The organism is Streptomyces sp. SLBN-8D4, from assembly GCF_049739545.1.
Lineage (GTDB): Bacteria > Actinomycetota > Actinomycetes > Streptomycetales > Streptomycetaceae > Streptomyces > Streptomyces canus_C.
On the sequence record NZ_JBMGQC010000001.1, the window covers coordinates 6,140,669 to 6,160,294 of the forward strand.

The 19,626-nt window shown below is 71.1% G+C and carries 15 protein-coding genes and 1 pseudogene; 8 read left to right on the forward strand and 8 right to left on the reverse strand.

The features are described from left to right. Positions 1 to 8 precede the first annotated feature (8 nt). The gene (locus tag RKD20_RS27955; RefSeq protein WP_359423996.1) at positions 9 to 815 is read right to left on the reverse strand and encodes an endonuclease I family protein; all 807 of its coding nucleotides are present in this window, start codon (positions 813 to 815) and stop codon (positions 9 to 11) included. A gap of 186 nt (positions 816 to 1,001) precedes the next feature. Next, the gene (locus RKD20_RS27960) at positions 1,002 to 3,278 is read right to left on the reverse strand and encodes a glycosyltransferase family 39 protein (RefSeq protein WP_424880109.1); all 2,277 of its coding nucleotides are present in this window, start codon (positions 3,276 to 3,278) and stop codon (positions 1,002 to 1,004) included. Between the two features lie 143 nt (positions 3,279 to 3,421). Between RKD20_RS27960 and RKD20_RS27965 the strand changes: the two genes are divergently transcribed. The 5 genes from RKD20_RS27965 (at position 3,422) to RKD20_RS27985 (ending at position 11,389) form a co-directional block, all read left to right on the forward strand. After that, positions 3,422 to 4,264 carry a serine hydrolase gene (locus tag RKD20_RS27965; protein WP_424880110.1) on the forward strand — a complete coding sequence of 281 codons (843 nt, stop codon included), beginning with the start codon at positions 3,422 to 3,424 and terminating at the stop codon, positions 4,262 to 4,264. Positions 4,265 to 4,547: 283 nt separating this feature from the next. Beyond that, positions 4,548 to 5,576: an esterase-like activity of phytase family protein gene (locus RKD20_RS27970; protein ID WP_424880111.1), complete on the forward strand. Its 1,029-nt coding sequence runs from the start codon at positions 4,548 to 4,550 to the stop codon at positions 5,574 to 5,576. Positions 5,577 to 5,646: 70 nt separating this feature from the next. Continuing rightward, positions 5,647 to 9,375: an ABC transporter ATP-binding protein gene (locus RKD20_RS27975; protein ID WP_424880112.1), complete on the forward strand. Its 3,729-nt coding sequence runs from the start codon at positions 5,647 to 5,649 to the stop codon at positions 9,373 to 9,375. A gap of 74 nt (positions 9,376 to 9,449) precedes the next feature. Next, positions 9,450 to 9,839, forward strand: coding sequence for a hypothetical protein (locus RKD20_RS27980; protein WP_424880113.1), 390 nt, complete (start codon positions 9,450 to 9,452; stop codon positions 9,837 to 9,839). A gap of 110 nt (positions 9,840 to 9,949) precedes the next feature. Further along, positions 9,950 to 11,389: a S28 family serine protease gene (locus RKD20_RS27985; RefSeq protein WP_424880114.1), complete on the forward strand. Its 1,440-nt coding sequence runs from the start codon at positions 9,950 to 9,952 to the stop codon at positions 11,387 to 11,389. Positions 11,390 to 11,413: 24 nt separating this feature from the next. Here RKD20_RS27985 and RKD20_RS27990 read toward each other — a convergent pair whose 3' ends face one another. Both RKD20_RS27990 and RKD20_RS27995 read right to left on the reverse strand, forming a co-directional pair. Further along, the gene (locus RKD20_RS27990) at positions 11,414 to 12,055 is read right to left on the reverse strand and encodes a hypothetical protein (RefSeq protein ID WP_424880115.1); all 642 of its coding nucleotides are present in this window, start codon (positions 12,053 to 12,055) and stop codon (positions 11,414 to 11,416) included. Between the two features lie 132 nt (positions 12,056 to 12,187). Continuing rightward, positions 12,188 to 13,972 carry a glycoside hydrolase family 3 protein gene (locus RKD20_RS27995; protein ID WP_424880116.1) on the reverse strand — a complete coding sequence of 595 codons (1,785 nt, stop codon included), beginning with the start codon at positions 13,970 to 13,972 and terminating at the stop codon, positions 12,188 to 12,190. Between the two features lie 372 nt (positions 13,973 to 14,344). Here RKD20_RS27995 and RKD20_RS28000 point away from each other — a divergent pair, with 372 nt between their 5' ends. The 3 genes from RKD20_RS28000 to RKD20_RS28010 all read left to right on the forward strand — a co-directional run bounded on the left by RKD20_RS28000 (position 14,345) and on the right by RKD20_RS28010 (position 16,671). Continuing rightward, positions 14,345 to 14,593, forward strand: coding sequence for a hypothetical protein (locus RKD20_RS28000; RefSeq protein WP_424880117.1), 249 nt, complete (start codon positions 14,345 to 14,347; stop codon positions 14,591 to 14,593). A gap of 166 nt (positions 14,594 to 14,759) precedes the next feature. After that, complete coding sequence (gene aroA, locus RKD20_RS28005; protein ID WP_424880118.1) at positions 14,760 to 16,031, forward strand: 3-phosphoshikimate 1-carboxyvinyltransferase; 1,272 nt, start codon at positions 14,760 to 14,762, stop codon at positions 16,029 to 16,031. A 7-nt stretch (positions 16,032 to 16,038) separates the two neighbouring features. Continuing rightward, positions 16,039 to 16,671 (forward strand): GNAT family N-acetyltransferase, encoded by a 633-nt coding sequence (locus tag RKD20_RS28010; protein WP_424880119.1) that lies wholly within the window; start codon positions 16,039 to 16,041, stop codon positions 16,669 to 16,671. Between the two features lie 183 nt (positions 16,672 to 16,854). On the opposite strand, the pseudogene RKD20_RS28015 reads toward RKD20_RS28010, so the two are convergent. The 4 genes and pseudogenes from RKD20_RS28015 to RKD20_RS28030 form a co-directional block, all read right to left on the reverse strand. Beyond that, a pseudogene (locus RKD20_RS28015) lies at positions 16,855 to 17,040 on the reverse strand (MFS transporter); the annotation flags it as partial. 83 nt (positions 17,041 to 17,123) lie between these two features. Then, on the reverse strand, positions 17,124 to 17,924 hold the full coding sequence (locus tag RKD20_RS28020; RefSeq protein WP_424880120.1) for a sugar phosphate isomerase/epimerase family protein: 801 nt from the start codon (positions 17,922 to 17,924) through the stop codon (positions 17,124 to 17,126). 79 nt (positions 17,925 to 18,003) lie between these two features. After that, entirely contained in the window at positions 18,004 to 18,936 is a 933-nt protein-coding gene (locus RKD20_RS28025) for a bifunctional helix-turn-helix transcriptional regulator/GNAT family N-acetyltransferase (protein ID WP_424880121.1), read from the reverse strand. A gap of 77 nt (positions 18,937 to 19,013) precedes the next feature. Then, on the reverse strand, positions 19,014 to 19,610 hold the full coding sequence (locus RKD20_RS28030) for a dihydrofolate reductase family protein (RefSeq protein ID WP_424880122.1): 597 nt from the start codon (positions 19,608 to 19,610) through the stop codon (positions 19,014 to 19,016). Between the last annotated feature and the right edge of the window lie 16 nt (positions 19,611 to 19,626).

Here is a 19,626-nt window from a genome sequence, read left to right on the forward strand (position 1 = left end):
CGTGGCTCCTACCAGATCGCCTCGACCCACTCCGGGTGGTCGATGAACGGGTTGCGGTTGTGCTGGTAGGTGTCGTAGATGACCTGGTTGCGCTTCTCCTCGAAGGCGCTGGGCGGGTCCGCCTCGTTCCACGCCTTGAGGACGGAGAGCTTGCCCATGTAGGGGTTGGAGCCGTTGCCGACCTTCTCGTTGGGCTCCAGGTCGGCGAAGCCGTCGCCGCCGTCGTAGCGCACGGCCATGTAGAGGATCATGCGGGCCACGTCGCCCCGGTCCGCGGCGCGCGGCGCGAAGGAGTCGGAGTCGACGGTGCTGCCGCCGCCGTTGGTGACGGTGCTGCCGCCGTTGTCGAAGTCAAGGTTGCCGCGGATGCTGTTGACCTGGACGTCTGCGGGGCGCAGGTGGTGCAGGTCGGTGCCGGGCCCGGTCACCTCGCCGAAGTCGCCGTGGGACTTGGCCCACACGTGCTCACGGTTCCAGTCGCCGACGTCACCGCCGTTGAGGGACTTGGCTCGGGAGACACCGCTGTACAGCAGGATCACGTTGCTGCTGTTGTTCGGGTCCTGGTCGGTCACCTTGAGCGCGTCCCAGACCGCGGAGTACGAGATCTTCGAGACGTTGGCGCTGATGATCGTGTGCAGGGAGGACTTCAGGCTCGTGCCCGTCTTGCCGACCGCGTTCTTGTAGTACGTCGTGTCGTACGCGGTCGTCGTGGCGGCGGCCGGGGTCGTGGTCACGACCGGGGCGGCGAGCCCGGCCAGCACGGCGGCGGTGGTGAGCGCCACGGACTTCCAACTGCGGTTGCGTGTCGCCAGCATAAAGGGGGTCCCATCTACGCGGGTTGAATGGAGGCGGCAGTTGGGAGAGTGACATGGACATGCGGCCGTGTAAATGGATGGCGCGTGTCCATTGGGTGACCTGAAACGGCAAATCAGGCCGTGTCTACGCGAGTTGACACGCGAAAGCGGCCCCCGGCCGTGGGGTCGGGGGCCGCTGGGTGATCGTCAGCCGACGTCGGAGGGGTCCAGCCGGTAGATCGTCGAGGTGCTGTTCGACTGGGTGCTCTGCGACTGGGTGCTCTGCGAAGAAGAGCTGCCCGTGCTGTAGTCGCTCGCCTTCACCGCCGTGCCGTTCTTCTGCACCCAGCTGGTGATCTCCTGGTTGAGGCTGCTGTTGCCGCCCATGCCACCGCCGCCGAGCTGGATGTAGTGCAACTCGCCCTTCTTCACCAGCTCCTTGAGCCGGGTCAGGGTCATCGCCTGGTCGGTGCCGGTGAAGCCCCACATGGAGATGACGGGCTTGTGGGTGCTGAGGATCAGCTGGCCGGCGCTCTGCGAATTGGACACGGCGAGCAGCCACTTGGCGCCGTCCTGGTGCTTCTCCAGGTACGAGACCAGCGCGCTGTCGACGCTGCCGCCCATGCCGCCGCCACCGCCGGGGCCGCCCCTCGCGGTGCCGGTGCCGGTCCCCGTGTCGCCGGGAGCTGTGCCGCCGCCCGGGAACTCCCCGTTCATGCCGCCGGGCGCGCCGCCCTGCGGGAGTTCACCGTTGCCGCCGCCGGGTTGCATCTGGCCGCTGCCGCTGCCGCTGCCGCTGCCGCTGCCGCTGCCGCTGCCGCTGCCGTCGCCGGGGAGTTCTCCGCCCGCCTGGCCGCCTTGGGTGCCGTCCTGCTGTCCGCCGGGGCCACCGCCGTTGCCGCCGAAGCCGCCCCGGCCGCCACCCCCGCCCCCGGGACCGCCCATCCCGCCCCCGGTCGACGGACCCGCCGTCGGGTTGGTGCCGCCCATGCCGCCGGTGGTGGCGGAGAAGGCCGGTGAGGCGGCGTACGCCGTCGGGCCCGCGAGGGCCGCCACGATCGCCGCGGCGACCGACACCCCGAGCAGCCGGAACTTCGTCCCCGAGGCCGCCGTACGGAAGACGAACAGGCCCACGATCGCGAGGACCATGACCACGCCGACGACCGGCCACAGCCAGGTGTTCCAGCCGGTGGCCCGCCGCAGCAGCACGATCGCCCAGATGCCGGTGACCGCGAGCCCGGCCGGCAGCACCCAGGACCAGCGGACGTCACCGCTGCGGAAGGCGCGCCACAGCAAGACGCCGCCCGCGCCGGTCAGTGCCGCGATGCCGGGGGCGAGCGCGGTCGTGTAGTACGGGTGCATGGTGCCCTCGGCCATCGCGAAGGTCAGGTAGTGCAGCACCAGCCAGCCGCCCCACAGGACGAGCGCGGCCCGGGTGAGGTCGGTGCGCGGGGCGCGGCCGCACAGCAGCAGGCCGGCGACGAGCGCCAGGAAGGCGAAGGGGATCAGCCAGGAGATCTGGCCGCCGAGAACCTCGTTGAACATCCGGCCGATGCCCGCGGTGCCGGCGAAGGTGCCTCCGCCTCCGCCTCCGCCCCCGCCGCCCCCGCCGTTGCCCTCGCCGCCGAGGACCCGGCCCAGGCCGTTGTAGCCCATGATCAGGTTCCAGGCGGAGCCGTCGGTCGAACCGCCGATGTAGGGCCGGTCGTCGGCCGGGACGAGGGAGACCGCCGTCGCCCACCAGAAGCTGGAGACCGCCAACGCCACAGCCGCGAGGCCCAGGTTGGCGGCCTTCTTCTTCCAGCCGAGCTTCGAGGCGTACACGTACACGGCGAAGACGGCCGGCAGGGCGATGTAGCCCTGGAGCATCTTGGTGTTGAAGGCGAGCCCGAACAGGACCGCGGAGCCGATCAGCGGCAGCAGCCTGTCGGTGCGCACCGCGCGCAGCGCGAGGGCCGCGCCGCCCACCATGAGCAGCACCAGGATCGTGTCGGGGTTGTTGTCCCGGTTGATCGCGACGGTGATCGGGGTCAGCGCGAGGACGAGCGCGGCGATCGCGGCCGCCGCGTGCCCGAACACCCGCTTCACGGAGGTGTGCAGGATCCAGATCGTGCCGAGGGCGGCCGCGATCTCGGGCAGCATCATCTGCCAGGTGCCGAAGCCGAAGACGCGGCAGGACAGCCCCATGACCATCAGGGCGAACGGCGGCTTGTCGACAGTGAGGAAGTTCCCCGCGTCGAGTGACCCGAAGAACCAGGCCTTCCAGCTTTGCGTACCGCTGTAGACGGCTGCGCTGTAGAAGCTGTTGAGGCCGTTTCCGCTCAGGTTCCAGCCGTACAGGACCCCGGCCAGGACCAGGATCGCGAGCAGTACGGGCAGCGACCAGCGCGGGGCCCTGTCCGGGGGCGCGGTGGGCGGGGCCGGGGGCGGCCAGTCGGCGGACACCGTCTCGGTGTGGGGGTGGGGATCGGTGGCAGATGTCACCCGGGCATCGTGCAGAGGCGGCTTGGGTGAGGGCTGTGACGTACCTGGCGCCATCCTGTGAAATTGCCACGCGCCAGGTAACGACTCGCACAACCATTCCCCATGCGTACAACCATTCCCCCGCACCCGAGAGTCAACAGGGCATGACACGGGGGATATCGAGATACACGAAATGGATCGCGACGGGCGCGCTGGCCGCGTGCGTCGCCGCCGCCGCTCCGGCCGCCGCCGCGACCGCACCGGCCGTCAGCTGCACGTCCGCCAAGGCGGGCCTCGCCGACAAACTCAAGCGGGACATCACGTCCGCCCTCGCCAACCGCTCCGGCACCGTCGCCGTGGGCCTCTACGACCGTACGACCAAGACCACCTGCACTCTGCGCTCCTCCACCGCCTACGACTCCGCGAGCGTGGTCAAGGTGACCGTCCTCGCCACGCTGCTGTGGGACGCGAAGAAGCACAACAGGTATCTGACCGACACCGAGAACACCCTCGCCAAAGCCATGATCACCAAATCGGACAACGACGCGACCAGCAAGCTGTGGCGGCAGCTCGGCCTGACCAAGATCAAGGGCTTCCTCACCGCGGCCGGCATGACCCAGACCAAGCCGGGAGCGAACAACTACTGGGGCCTGACCCAGATCACCGTCACCGACGAGCAGAAGCTGCTCAAGCTGGTCACCGCGAAGAACACGGTCCTGAGCGACAACTCGCGTGCCTACATACTGAAGTTGATGGGCCAGGTCATCTCGTCGCAGCGCTGGGGCACGCCGTACGGCGCCGGGTCGGGCATCGCCTGGCACGTCAAGAACGGCTGGCTCCAGCGCTCCACCCACGGCTGGCGGGTGCACAGCGTCGGCACCTTCACGGGCGGCGGCCATGACTACATGATCACGGTGCTCACACACGGCAACAGCACCATGAACTACGGCATCACCACGATCCAGGGCGTCTCCAAGGTCATCCACCGGGACCTCGCGGCGAGCTGAACCGCTGCGCTGGGCTTGGGCGGGGCGCCTACAGGGGTGCCGGGGCGGGTCGTCGGGCGGCTGCGGGTGCGTGGTGGCTGGTCGCGCTCCCGCGGCGGAGCCGCACATCGATACAGCCTCGCGCCCCTTGGGGAGGTGCGGTCGCCTGCGTCACGACGGACCGTTCGCCACCTTGCCCGTCGTCTGTGCGGCGGCGACCGCTTCGGCCGCGAAAAGCGACTGCCCGCCGGCGCTTCATGGCGCGGACTCCCGGACGTCACCGGCCCGCCCTACGGTGACGCGCATGCAGCTGAGAACCGTACTCGCGACCACCACCGCAGCCCTGGCGGCGGCGACCTGCCTGACAGCGGCGGGGCCCGCCGTCGCCTCGGCCCCGGTGCGCCACGCATGCTCCCCGTCCGTCTCCCTCGACCGCTTCTCCGACGCGCTCGACAAGACGACGTACGACGGCACCTTCGTCGGCAACCTCTCCGCGCTCGCCGTGGACCGGGACGGCTCGCTCGCCGCCCTCTCGGACCGTTCCGCCCTCTTCGACCTGGACGCGAGGACCCTCGCGCCGGAGTCGGTCGTCCCGCTCGCCGACGAGAACGGCGCCGCGCTGGACTCCGAGGGGCTGGTCATCGACCGGGACGGCACCCGGCTGATCACCTCCGAGACCGAGCCGTCGATCCGCCGTTACGCGAAGGACGGCGAGATCCTCGACCGCCTCCCCGTCCCGGCCGCCCTCCAGGTCGCCCCGGCGGGCCGCGCCACCGCGAACCAGACCTTCGAGGGCCTGACCCTCATGAACGGCGGCCGCACCCTGCTCGCCTCCATGGAGTACGCGCTCTCCGGCGACACGGCCGGAACCGTCCGCTTCCAGACCTGGACCCGGACCAAGAACAACCACTTCAAGCCCACGGCCCAGTACGCCTACCGCACCGACGCCGCCTTCCTCGGCGTCCCCGAGGTCCAGGCCCTGCCCGACGGCCGCCTCCTCGTCCTGGAACGCGGCTTCACCTCCGGCGTGGGCAACACGGTCCGCCTCTATATGGCCGATCCCCGCCACGCGACGGACACGAGCGGCATCGAGAACCTGACGGGCCAGTCCGGTGTACGGCTGATCGGGAAGACCCTGCTCACGGACATCGCGAGCTGCCCCACCCTGGGCGCCACGGCCAAGCAGCCCCAGCCGAACCCCCTCCTCGACAACATCGAGGGCATGGCGATCACGGGCCACGAGAAAGGCCGCCTGCAGGTCCTCCTGGTGAGCGACGACAACCAGAACGCGGTGCAGACGACCCGGTTCTACTACCTGAGGGTGCGCGTCTGACCCTCGAAAATGTTGCGGAGGGATGAAATCCGCTTCCTTCCGCGTTGGTGCCTTGCGGTAGATCAGGACGATGGACGAACCGGAGGGCACCCGCGTGACACCGCAACGGGGATGGGCACGACGACTGGCCGGGTACGCCTGGCGCTACCCCAAGGACGTCGTCCTGGCCCTGGGCTCCTCCCTCGGCGGCATGGCCGTCATGGCGATCGTCCCCCTGATCACCAAGGTGATCATCGACGACGTCATCGGCGCCCACACCAGGGACATGGCCCCCTGGGCGGCCGCCCTCGTCGTGGCCGCCGTCCTCGTCTACGCCTTCACCTACGTCCGCCGCTACTACGGCGGCCGCCTCGCCCTCGACGTCCAGCACGACCTGCGCACGGAGATGTTCGGCACGATCACCCGCCTCGACGGCCGGCGCCAGGACGAGCTGTCCACCGGCCAGGTCGTCGGCCGGGCGACCAGCGACCTCCAGCTGATCCAGGGCCTGCTCTTCATGCTCCCCATGACGATCGGCAACTTCGCCCTCTTCCTGATCTCCCTGGTCGTGATGGCCTGGCTGTCGATCCCGCTCACCCTGGTCGCCCTCGCGGTCGCCCCGGCCCTGTGGTGGATCGCCAAGCGCTCCCGCTCCAAGCTGCACCCCGCCACCTGGTACGCCCAGGCCCAGGCCGCCGCCGTCGCGGGCGTGGTCGACGGCGCGGTCAGCGGCGTACGCGTGGTGAAGGGCTTCGGCCAGGAGGACCAGGAGACCGGGAAGCTCCGGGAGGTCGGCCGCCGCCTGTACGCGGGCCGCCTGCGCACGATCCGCTTCAACTCGAAGTACACCCCGGCGCTCCAGGCCGTCCCCGCCCTCGGCCAGGTCGCGATGCTCGCGCTCGGCGGCTGGCTCGCGGTCCGCGGCCACATCACGCTAGGCACCTTCGTGGCCTTCTCCACCTACCTCGCGCAGCTCGTCGGCCCGGTCCGCATGCTCGCGATGGTCCTCACGGTCGGCCAGCAGGCCCGCGCCGGCACCGAGCGCGTCCTGGAGCTGATCGACACCGAGCCGTACCTGAAGGACGGTGCCAAGGAGCTCCCCGCCGACGCTCCGGCCACCGTCGAGTTCGACGACGTCTCCTTCGGCTACGAGGACGGCCGCAAGGTCCTCGACGGCCTCTCCTTCGAGATCCGCCCCGGCGAGACCCTCGCGGTCGTCGGCTCCTCCGGCTCGGGCAAGTCCACGGTCTCCCTGCTCCTGCCGCGCTTCTACGACGTCACCCACGGCGCCGTCCTCATCGGCGGGCACGACGTCCGCGAGCTCACCCTGGACTCCCTGCGGTCCGCGATCGGCCTGGTCCCCGAGGACTCCTTCCTGTTCTCGGACACGGTCCGCAACAACATCGCCTACGGCCGGCCCGACGCCACGCTCGAAGAGGTCGTGAAGGCCGCCCGCGCCGCTCAGGCGGATCGTTTCATCGCCGAACTCCCCGACGGCTACGACACCACGGTCGGCGAGCACGGCCTCACCCTCTCCGGCGGCCAGCGCCAGCGCGTCGCGCTCGCCCGGGCGATCCTCACCGACCCCCGCCTGCTCGTCCTCGACGACGCCACCTCCGCCGTGGACGCCCAGGTCGAGCACGAGATCCACGAGGCCCTCAAGCAGGTCATGGAGGGCCGCACGACCCTCCTGATCGCCCACCGCCGGTCCACCCTGAACCTCGCCGACCGCATCGCCGTCCTGGAGAACGGCCGCCTCGCCGACGTGGGCACCCACGAGGAGCTGGAGAAGCGCTCCGCGCTCTACCGCCGCCTGCTCACCGACCCCGACGGCCTCGGCGGCGTCTCCCCGGGCCACGCCCAGCCGGTCGCCGTGCAGGAGGACACCTCCGTACGCGACGAACTGGACGCCGAGTTCGACGCCGAGCGCGGGGTCACCCCCCGCCTGTGGACCGGCGACCGTGAGCGCAAGGATCTGGCCCTGGCCGGCACTCCGGCCACCCCCGAACTCCTCGCCGAGGTCGACGCGTTGCCCCCGGCGACGGACATCCCCGACATCGACGAGGCCCGCGCGGTCACGCCCGAGGAGTCCTACGGCCTGCGGCGGCTGCTGCGGGGCTTCGGCCGCCCGCTGCTGATCAGCCTGGGCCTGGTCGCCGTGGACGCCGGCATGGGCCTGCTCCTCCCCGTGATGATCCGGCACGGCATCGACGACGGTGTCTCGCGGATGGCCGTCGGGGCGGTCTGGACGGCGACCCTGCTCGCCCTGCTCTCGGTGCTCGTCCAGTGGGCGGCCCAGATCGGCGAGACCCGGATGACCGGCCGCACCGGCGAACGGGTCCTCTACTCCCTCCGCCTGAAGATCTTCGCCCAGCTGCAGCGGCTCGGACTCGACTACTACGAGCGGGAGTTGACCGGCCGGATCATGACGAGGATGACGACGGACGTCGACGCCCTCTCGACCTTCCTGCAGACCGGCCTGGTCACCGCGTTCGTCTCGGTCGTCACCTTCTTCGGCATCATGGTCGCCCTGCTGGTGCTCGACGTACAGCTGGCGCTGGTCGTCTTCGCGACGCTGCCGCCGCTGATCGTCGCCACGTACTTCTTCCGCAAGGCGAGCGTGAAGGCGTACGAACTCGCCCGTGAGCGCGTCTCGGTGGTCAACGCCGACCTCCAGGAATCGGTGTCGGGGCTGCGGATCGTGCAGGCGTTCCGCCGGGAGCGGGACGGCAGGGCGCGGTTCGCGGAACGCAGTGACAGCTACCGTCAGGCCCGTATCCGGGGGCAGTGGCTGATCTCGGTCTACTTCCCCTTCGTCCAGCTGCTGTCCTCGGTGGCCGCCGCGGCCGTGCTGATCTCGGGCGCGGGGCGGGTGGACGCGGCGACCCTGACGACCGGCGCCCTGGTCGCCTACCTCCTCTACATCGACCTGTTCTTCGCCCCGGTCCAGCAGCTCTCCCAGGTCTTCGACGGCTACCAGCAGGCGACCGTCTCCCTGGGCCGCATCCAGGAACTGCTCCAGGAGCCGACGTCCACGAAGGCGGCCGAGGAGCCCCTGGAAGTCCTCTCGCTGCGCGGCGAAGTCGCCTTCGAGGACGTGCGCTTCGCGTACGGGGACGACGAGGAGGCCCTCGGCGGGATCGACTTGAAGATCCCCGCCGGCCAGACGGTCGCCTTCGTCGGCGAGACGGGCGCGGGCAAGTCCACCCTGGTCAAGCTGGTGGCCCGGTTCTACGACCCGACGGGCGGCCGGGTCACGGTCGACGGCACCGACCTGCGCTCCCTGGACCTGACCTCCTACCGCCACCGTCTCGGCGTGGTCCCCCAGGAGGCGTACCTGTTCCAGGGCACGGTCCGTGACGCCATCGCCTACGGCCGCCCGGACGCCACCGACGCCGAGGTCGAGGCGGCGGCCCGCGCGGTCGGCGCCCACGAGATGATCGCCACGCTGGAGGGCGGCTACCTCCACGAGGTAGCCGAACGCGGCCGCAATCTCTCGGCCGGCCAGCGCCAGCTGATCGCGCTGGCCCGCGCCGATCTGGTCGACCCGGACATCCTGCTCCTGGACGAGGCCACGGCGGCCCTGGACCTCGCCACCGAGGCCCAGGTCAACCAGGCCACCGACCGCCTCGCCGGCCGCCGTACCACCCTCGTCGTGGCCCACCGCCTCACCACGGCGGCCCGCGCCGACCGGGTCGTGGTCATGGACCATGGCCGCGTGGTCGAGGACGGCACCCACGACGAACTGCTCGCGCTGGAGGGGCGGTACGCCGAGCTGTGGCGGACGTTCGTAGGGGAGCCGGTCGAGGTGTCTCGCTGACGGTCGTGCAACCGTCCGACATATGTTGTGCGTCCGTACACCTGTACGCCCAGAGAGCTGCGGGAGGGACGGCAGTGAAGAGTGGAGCGATACGGCGGCTCGCGACAGGGCTGGCCGTGACGGTGGCGGCCGGGATGCTCGGGGTCGCCGTGCCGGGGCAGGCGCACGCCGCGGCCACGTCGTGCGAGGGGCGCAAGGTCAGATCATTCCCGTTCTCCACCGGCACGGTGGAGGTCTACAAGCGGCGCGGTTACGTGTGCGCGATCACGCTTCCCCGGCGGGCCGGGGCCCGCCAGCACATGATGGTGAGCCTGCGCGCGTACGGGTTGCGGCCGGTCGAGGACTCCGGCACCTACAAGTACCGCGCCGGACCCGTCACCGTCCACGCCGGGCAGCGCAAGGTGTGGTTGAAGGGCGCGGTCGGCCGCGGCAGGTACGACTCGGACGGCTGGATCCGGCTCTGACGCACAGATCTCTCACAGGGTTTTCCCCATCGAGGCGCCATCTCCCCTGGTGCGGACCGCACTTGCGCCGCTAGCGTCCGGCGCACATCTGTACTCACAGGGGAGGGTGCATGCGCAAGGCGCTCAGATGGCTTCTCACGCTGGTCGTGCTCATCGGCACGGTCGGCACGGCGGGGGCGGCCACCGCCGCCGAGCCGGAGGCCCACGGCACCGGTGCCACCACCGACATCAAGGATCAGCTCCTCGCCGTCCCGGGGATGAGCCTGATCGAGGAGAAGCCGTACACCGGTTACCGCTTCTTCGTGCTCAACTACACCCAGCCGGTCGACCACCGGCACCCGTCCAAGGGCACGTTCCAGCAGCGGATCACCGTGCTGCACAAGGACGTGAGCCGGCCGACGGTCTTCTACACCGGTGGCTACAACGTCTCCACCACGCCTCGGCGCAGTGAGCCGACCCAGATCGTGGACGGCAACCAGGTCTCCATGGAGTACCGCTTCTTCACGCCCTCCCGGCCCGACCCGGCCGACTGGACCAAGCTGGACATCTGGCAGGCCGCCAGTGACCAGCACCGCATCTTCAAGGCGCTGAAGAAGATCTACACCAAGAACTGGCTCTCCACGGGCGGCTCCAAGGGCGGCATGACCGCCACCTACTTCGAGCGCTTCTACCCGCGGGACATGGACGGCGTCGTCGCCTACGTCGCCCCCAACGACGTGGTGAACAACGAGGACTCGGCCTACGACCGCTTCTTCGAGAAGGTCGGCACCAAGGAGTGCCGCGACCGGCTGAACGCGGTGCAGCGCGAGGCCTTGGTGCGGCGCGAGCCGCTGGAGAAGAAGTACGCCGACTACGCGGCGGCGGAGGGCCTCACCTTCACCACCGTCGGCAGCCTCGACAAGGCCTACGAGGCCGTCGTCCTCGACTACGTCTGGGGCTTCTGGCAGTACAACCTGCTGGCCAACTGCGGTGACGACGAGCTGATCCCGGCGAACGCGAAGACCGCGACCGACGACCAGATCTGGAACTCCGTCGACACGATCTCCGGCTTCTCCGTCTACGCCGACCAGGGACTGGAGACGTACACGCCGTACTACTACCAGGCGGCGACCCAGCTCGGCGCTCCGACGATCAAGTTCCCGCACATCGAGAAGAAGTACATCCGGTACGGCTACCAGCCGCCGCGCAACTTCGTCCCGCGCAGCATCCCGACGAAGTTCCAGCCGTACGCGATGCGGGACGTGGACACCTGGGTGCGCAACAACGCCCGTCACATGCTGTATGTCTACGGCCAGAACGACCCGTGGGGCGCGGAGCGGTTCCGCGTCGACAAGGGGGCGAAGGACGCGTACGTGTTCACCGCGCCCGGCATGAACCACGGGGCGAACGTCGCCGGTCTGGTCGCCGACCAGAAGGCGTTCGCGACGGCCAGGATCCTCGCCTGGGCGGGCGTCCCGGCGCCGGCCGTCACCGCGGCGAAGCCGCTCGCGAAGTTCGACACGAAGCTGGACGTACGGGACGTGGAGCGCGAGCCCACCCTGCGTCCGTAGTCTGCGCGGCGCGCCCGGCCGGGCTCACAACGGCCGGGCGCAGCCCACCGGCTGGGGGCCGCCGAGCTGGACGTACAGGGCCGTCGACAGCGGGCACCTGCTGCGCGCGGCGACCGCCTTCACCACCTTGTACTGCGGTTTCCTCGCGCCCCCGCCGTCGCACGCGGTCTCCCTGACCTGCCCGCTTCCCGAGCCGTACACGCAGTCGCCGACAATGGTGCGCGGGCCGCCCCCGCCGCCGGGGTCGCCGGGATGCGGCGGCTGGAGGTTGCGCATGCAGGCGTAGCCCTGCGGCACCGCCCCGTCGCCGTCCTCGTCGGAGATCTGGCTCTGCTCACTGATGTGCAGCACGAAGTCGGTGGTGGCCGGGCAGGGCGGGCCGTCGGCCGGGGTGCCGTCGTGCCGGGCCACGACCCGTGCCGCCGCGCGCTCGCCGGAGCAGGGCACCTCGGTGAAGCTGGTCTTGCCGAAGGAGCTGCACTCGTCGACCCCGAGGAACACCGCGCCGAAATCGGAGGCCCGGGCCGCGGACGGCGAGACGGCGGCCGTGGCGGCGGGCCCCTTGTCGTTCTCCCCACCGGCCGCCGACTGGGTACACCCCGTCAGCAGGGCGGCCAGCAGCACCGGCAGTACACACACCACCCCCGTGGAAAACCTGTCGCGCATCGTCATCCCCCCGAGCTGCCCCCGCGTCCAGCGTGACCGCCGCGGCGGGGCCACGCCAGACATGTGGGGTCCTTTGCGCCTTTCGGGGGTGATGTACGAGTTGTGAGTCGTACGGGAACTACGTCCCGCGCGCTATCGGCGGTACGACAGCCCGTACCCGACCGGGTACAGCACCTTCGCGGGGTCATCCGCCCGCTGCACCGGCACCGGCAGCCTCCCGTGCGGTGCCGCCCGGCCGGCGATCACCCGTGCCGCCGCCCGCAGTTCGACGTCGGTCCAGGAGTAAGTCGCCAAGTACGCCGGGACCGCGGGCAGTTGGGCCACGTCGTAGGGATTGCGGATCGCGACGGCCACCACCGGCCTCCCGGTCGCCAGGAGCTGCTCGACGAGCGTCTTCTGGGCCGCGGTGATGTTGTACGTCCCCACGACCACCGCGTCCGCCTGCCGCGCGGCCGCGACGGCCTGGGCGACGACGGCCGCCGAGGGGGCCGTACCGGTCGACAGGGCGGTGGCCGTGAAGCCCAGCTCGGTGAGGGCGGCGGCGAGGACCCCGGTGGGCGGGCCCGTCGTACCGGACGGGGAGGCGGGGTCGGCGCCCACGACGAGCAGCGTGGGGTGGGTGTGGCGGGACAGGGGCAGCAGCCGCCGCTCGTTGACCAGCAAGGTCGTCGTGCGCTCGGCGATCCGGTCGGCGGCGGCGAGGTGGGCCGGGGTGCCGACGGTCCGGGTGACGCCGCCGTGGCTGACGTAGGGCTCCTCGAAGAGCCGCAGCCGGGCCTTGAGCCGCAGGATCCGCAGGACCGACTCGTCCAGCCGCGCCTCGGTGAGCTCTCCGTCCTGTACGGCCTTCAGGACGGCGTTCCACGCCACGTCCAGGGAGGGCGGGTTGAGGAGCTGGTCGACACCGGCCTTGAGGGCGAGGACGGGGACGCGGTCGTCACCGTACTTCGTGCGGACCCCCTCCATGCCGAGGGAGTCCGTGACCACGACCCCGTCGTAGCCGAGTTCGCCGCGCAGGATGCCGGTGAGGATCGGGTGGGAGAGCGTGGCCGGGTCGCCCGACTCGTCGAGGGCCGGGAACTGGATGTGCGCGGTCATGATCGAGTCGATGCCGGCGCGGATCGCGGCCCGGAACGGGACGGCGTCCAGCTTCTCCCACACCTCCCGGCTGTGGGTGATGACCGGGAAGCCGTAGTGGCTGTCGACCGCGGTGTCCCCGTGTCCCGGGAAGTGCTTGGCGGTCGCGGCGACCCCGGCGCCCTGGTAGCCGGCGACCTCGGCCGCCACGAGCCCGGCGACCTCTTGAGGGTCGGAGCCGAGGGAACGGACGCCGATGACCGGGTTGGCCGGGTTGACGTTGACATCGGCGACGGGGGAGTAGTTCTGCCGGATGCCGATCGCCCCGAGTTCCTGCCCGGCGATACGGCCGAGGGTGCGGGCGTCCTTCCGCGAGCCGTCGGCGCCGACGGCCATGGCACCCGGGAAGAGGGTGGCGGGCTCGCCGACGCGGCAGACGATCCCGTGCTCCTGGTCGGTGGAGATCAGGACCGGCAGGCCGCGCGGCTGGTGCAGTGACGCCTGCTGGATGCCGTTGGAGAGGTCGGCGATCTGGTGCGGATCACGGGTGTTGTGCGCCCAGGTGAAGTAGATGATCCCGCCCACCCGGTACCTGGAGATCATCTCGGCTGCCGTGCGGACGCCGATCTCCTTGAGGTTGGCGTCGATGTCGGCCTGGTCCGGGGCGGTGGCGGAGTGGCCGTAGACCCGCATCACGAAGAGCTGGCCGACCTTCTCCTCAAGCGTCATACGGGAGATGAGGGAGCGGAGCTTGTGGTCGTTCGCGTGTGCGGTCCCGCTGAGGGCGAGTGAGGCGGCGACGCCTGCCGTGGCGGCGAGGACGGTACGTCTGGAGGGCACGTGCGCTCCTTCCGGAGGTGATCCGCTGAAGGAAACTTCCGTGGGGTCACCAATATCCGGGAAGTTTCTGCCAGTCAAGGGAGCGCACAGTAACCAGGGAGGGGCCGCCATCGGCGCAGTTGGAGGGGGGCGCGCCGATGACGGCATGCTGCCGGCCGCAGTACGGAGGAGAGGGTGTGGTCAGCGTTCGCAGCCAGCAGCGAGGCCGACGCCGTACCGCGGTGACTCTCCGGCAGCTTGCGGGTTGGACGAGCGGAGGCGGGGCGAGGTTCCCGGCTCGGGCCCGATTTCCCCAAGTTGGTGAGGCCGGGGCCAACGGGACGGATGAGTCGGCTCATTGGGCCGACCGTGCCTCCGGCGTAGGGTCGGCGCATGAGCCAGTTGCTGCCGCTGCTGACCGTCCTCGCCGGTGTCGGCGTGACCATGGCCCTCCTCGCACTGCTGGCCCGTCACGTCCGCCGCCGCGGGACGGCGGGCGGGGCCCTGCGCGGGGCGCTGGCGGCGCACGACGAGGTGTGGCACGGCACGGCCGCGGACTCGTACTACGAACTCCAGGTGCAGACGGACCGGAAGTCACCGCTGCCGGACGACCGGTGGAAGCGGCGACGCCCGAGCGGGTGAGCGCCGACTGCCGGTCCGCCGGTCTGCCTTGGCCGTCCGCCGGTGTCTGCCGGTCTGCCGCCCCCCCGTCTGCCCGTCTGCCCGTCCGCCGGTCCTGGGTGAACTCCGAGGTCCATCCCGTGGACGTGCCGGCGTCCGGGGCGGTCCTGCGGCGATCATGAGGGGCATGCCCGTCGACACGCCCGCCCCGCGGTCCCTCTCCCTCTCCCTCCCCGGCTCCAAGTCCCTCACCGCCCGCGCCCTGTTCCTGGCCGCCGCGGCCGACGGCGTGAGCACCCTCGTACGCCCCCTGCGCTCGGACGACACGGAGGGCTTCGCCGAGGGACTGGTGCGCCTCGGCTACCGGGTGGGCCGTGCGCCGGACGTCTGGCGGGTGGACGGCCGCCCGCAGGGACCGGCGGTCGCCGAGGCCGACGTGTACTGCCGTGACGGCGCGACCACCGCGCGCTTCCTGCCCACCCTGGCCGCGGCCGGCCACGGCATGTACCGCTTCGACGCGTCGCCCCAGATGCGCCGGCGTCCGCTGCTGCCGCTGTCACGGGCGCTGCGCGACCTGGGGGTGGACCTGCGGCACGAGGAGGCGGAGGGGCATCATCCGCTGACCGTGCGGGCGGCGGGCGTCGACGGCGGGGAGGTGGTGCTGGACGCGGGCGAGTCCTCCCAGTACCTCACCGCGCTCCTGCTCCTCGGCCCCCTCACCCGGCGGGGCCTGCGCATCCGCGTCACCGACCTGGTGTCGGCGCCGTACGTCGAGATCACCCTCGCGATGATGCGGGCGTTCGGCGTGGAGGCGGCGAGGGAGGGCGACGTCTTCGTGGTCCCGCCGGGCGGCTACCGCGCCACGACCTACGCGATCGAGCCGGACGCGTCCACGGCGAGCTACTTCTTCGCGGCGGCGGCGCTGACCCCGGGCGCCGAGGTGACGGTCCCGGGGCTCGGCACGGGCGCGCTCCAGGGCGACCTCGGCTTCGTGGACGTCCTGCGGCGGATGGGCGCGGACGTGTCCGTCGGCGCCGACGCCACCACGGTCCGGGGCACCGGCGAACTGCGCGGCCTGACGGCCAACATGCGGGACATCTCCGACACCATGCCGACGCTGGCGGCGATCGCCCCCTTCGCCACCGGCCCGGTCCGCATCGAGGACGTGGCCAACACGCGGGTGAAGGAGTGCGACCGCCTTGAGGCCTGCGCGCGGAACCTGCGGCGGCTGGGCGTGCGGGTGGCCACGGGCCCGGACTGGATCGAGATCCACCCGGGGACCGCGCCTTCGGCCGAGACGCGCATCGAGACGCACGGCGACCACCGCATCGTGATGTCCTTCGCTGTCACCGGCCTCCGGGTGCCGGGAATCTCGTTCGACGACCCCGGCTGCGTACGGAAGACTTTCCCCGGTTTCCACGAGGCGTTCGCGGAGCTGCGCAGAGGCATCAGGGGGTGAACGGGCGTTGGGTTTCCAGCTGGAAGGGCCGGTCCTGGCAGGCGCGTTGGTGCGCCTGGAACCGCTGGACCACGGACACACGGCGGACCTGGCCGTGGCGGCGGAGGAGCACCGCGGCACGTACGCGTACACCTGGGTGCCCAGGGCCCACGAGGTCGGTGACTACGTCGACGCACAGCTCGCGCGGGCGGCGACGGGACGGCTGGCGCCCTACGCGCAGGTGTCGGTGGCGACCGGTCGGGCGGTGGGGACCACGTCGTTCTGGGAGCCGCGGTGCTGGCGCTCGGACGACCGGCTCGACGCCGTCGAGGTCGGGTTCACCTGGCTGGGAGCCTCTGCGCAGGGCACGGGCATCAACGCCGAGGCGAAGCTGCTGCTCTTCCGGCACGCCTTCGACACATGGGGCGTCTCCCGGGTCGACCTGAAGACGGACGCCCGCAACGCCCGCTCACGCGCCGCGATCCAGAGCGTCGGCGCCCGCTTTGAGGGCATCCTGCGCAACTGGTCCCGCTCCTGGGCACCCGGCGAGGACGGACAGCTGCGGGACTCGGCGATCTTCTCCGTCACGGTCCGGGAGTGGCCGGAATGCCGGGGACGGCTGGAGGAGCGGGTGGCGGGATTCGTGGCGCGGCGGGGGTAATAGCGGCCCTCGCGCGCTGGTTGGTTGCTCGACAGCCTCACCCGGCACCGTAATCAGGCATCCATATCCTGACCTGTGGACTTTTTGTGCGCTGGGGAGCCCGGCTCGATTCCACGCTGTGAGTTCATGTATGTGGCTCAGGCGAAGCGAGCAAAGTTTGTCCTGGGGTGAAATTCCGAAAGAAGCTGCGGCTATCCCGACCGCACCGCTCCAGACCGTGCTGTGGGTCATGGCCCACACCTGGTACATGACCGTCACCATGGTCATGAAGGTGCCGAGCGTGGACACCGTGCGCCCGAACAGCAGCCGCCGGAAGACGGGTGAGGTGCGCAGCGGCCGTACATCGAGGAACGTACGGCTGAGGCTCATGACACGGGCAGCGGGGGAGGGGCGGGCTGAGGCACCCGGGGACGGTACCGGGCCGTCCCCGCCGGGGCCACCGAATAATCGCGTCAGGCGGAGTCGTTCAGGAGCCTGGCCAGGTGCTCGCGGCCCGCGTCCAGCAGCTCCTCCAGCGGCGCGGCCGCCTCGTACCAGCGCTTCTCGTACTCCCAGCACAGCCAGCCGTCCCAGCCGTGCCGGGACAGGACCTCCACGCACTCCGCGAGCGGCAGGACACCGGTGCCGAGCGCGACCGGGGTGGTGTCCGTGGCCGAGGCGATGTCCTTGACCTGCACGTATCCGAGGTGCGGGGCGAGGGCCGCGTAGGTCTCGGAGGGCTGTTCGCCGCCGAGCCAGGTGTGCATGACGTCCCAGAGCGCGCCGACCTGACGGTGGCCTACGGGGCCGAGGACACGGATCGCGTCGGCGGCCGTGCGGTGCGAGTCATGGGTTTCGAGGAGGATGCGTACGTCGAGGTCGCCGGCGTACTCCGCGGCCGTACCGAGCCGCCGGGCGGCCGTGGCGTCGGCATCCTCGCGGGACTGGTCGGAGGCGGCGCCGGGGAAGACGCGTACGAAGCCGGCGCCGAGGTCGCGGGCGAGGTCCAGGAGGCGGTGGATCTCCTCGATCACGGGTTCGTCGTCGCCGGGGGCGGCCACGCGCGCGTACCCGGCCAGCCCCAGCACCTCCACGCCGGCCGCCTTGAACTCGGCGACCGCGTCGGCCCGTTCGGCGAGCCCGATACCGGGGTGCACCGGCTCCTCCGGATGCGCGCGCAGTTCTACTCCGTGATAGCCGTGCGTGCTCGCGAGCCGCAGCACGTCGGTGAGGGGGAGGCCGGGGACACCGAGGGTGGAGAACGCCAGTTTCATGCGCCCTACTCTCGCCCGGTGGGGTCGGTGAGGTCCAGCCGGGCGCCCGGATGAGCCGGGCCGTCTCTTGACCGCCCCCTCACTCTCGCGTCCCGGTCAGCTCCAGTCGCCAGTCCTGCCCGTTCAGGTCCTTGCCGAAGGAGCGGTGGGGTTTCTCGGCGGCCAGGACGAAACCGTGCCGCTGGTAGACGCGGCGGGCGGCGGTGAGCACGTCGTTGGTCCACAGCACCAGGTCGCGATAGCCGACACCGCGCGCGAAGTCGACGACGGCCGACACCAGCCGGTCCCCGATGCCGAGCCCGCGCGCCTCGGGCTCGACGAGGAGCAGCCGCAGCCGGGCGGTGGCGGGCGCGTCGTCCCGTACGCACATCACGCACCCCACCGGCCGCCCGTCCAGCTCGGCGATCCACACCCGCTCCAGATGCGGATCGTGGTCCTCCGCGAAGTCGGCGACGATCCTCGCGACCAGCGCTTCGTAGTCGGCGTTGAAGCCGTACTCGGCGGCGTAGAGGGCCGCGTTCCGGGCCACGATCCACCCGAGGTCGCCGGGGCCCGGCTCGCGCAGCAGGACGTCCTCGCGACGGGGAGGGCGGCCGTCGGAGAGGAGGGTGCGGACGGTCCGCATCGCCTCGGAGAGCCTGGGCCGGTCGGCGGAGGGGACGGTCGCGAGGAGCGCGCCCACGGACTCGTCGGCGCGCTCGGCGAGCAGCGCGGCGGTCTCCCGGCCGCGTGCGGTGAGCGTGACCCGGCGTCGGCGCGGATCACGGGCCGAGGTCGTGCGCTCGATCAGCCCGTCCTGCTCGAACTTGTTCAGGATCCGGCTCAAGTACCCGGCATCCAGCGAGAGTTCGGTGCGCAGGTCGGCCGCGTCGGTGCGCGGCGAGTGGGCCAGCTCGTACAGGACGCGGGACTCGGTCAGGGTGTACGGCGCGTACAGCTGGCGGCTGTAGTCGAGGGCGCCGATGACGTTCGTGTAGAAGCGGTTGAAGGCGCGGATGTCCTGGACGGTCATGATCGGGCGACCCCCGGATGCTTGACTCAGTCAGAGATATCGATGGGCTGAGCGTAGGACGTCCGCGCCCGCCGCGGCTACCCCTCGGCGGCCGGCCGGTACACGCACACCTGCACGCCGGTCTTCCCGCTGACGGTCGACACCAGCTCGAACGGCCGCTTCGCGCCGTCCTCCGGGAAGATCGACTTGCCGCCGCCGAGCAGCACCGGCATCACGATCAGCTGGAGCTCGTCGACGAGCCCCTCGCTGATCAGGGTGCGGACGAGGGTGGGGCTGCCCATCATCGCCAGCTCGCCGCCCTCGCGCTCGCGCAGCTCACGGATCCGCGCGACGGCTTCGGAGCCGGGGATGCGCTCGGTGTTGTTCCAGGTCAGGTCGGAGTCGCCGAGAGTGTCCGTCACGACGTACTTCTTCAGGGAGTTCAGCCGGTCGGCGAACGGGTCCCCGGCACGCTCCGGCCAGGCACCCGCCATCGTCAGATACGTCCGCCGCCCGTACAGCAGCGCCTCGGCCCGCTCCATCCCCTCCGTGAACGCCGGGCCGAGCACCTCCGGGTCGAAGTACGGGTGCGACCAGCCGCCGTGCGCGAACCCGCCGTCGGTGTCCTCCTCGGGCCCGCCCGGCGCCTGTACGACCCCGTCCAGACTGATGAACTCACTGACGACGATGCGCATGGGACTCACTCCATTT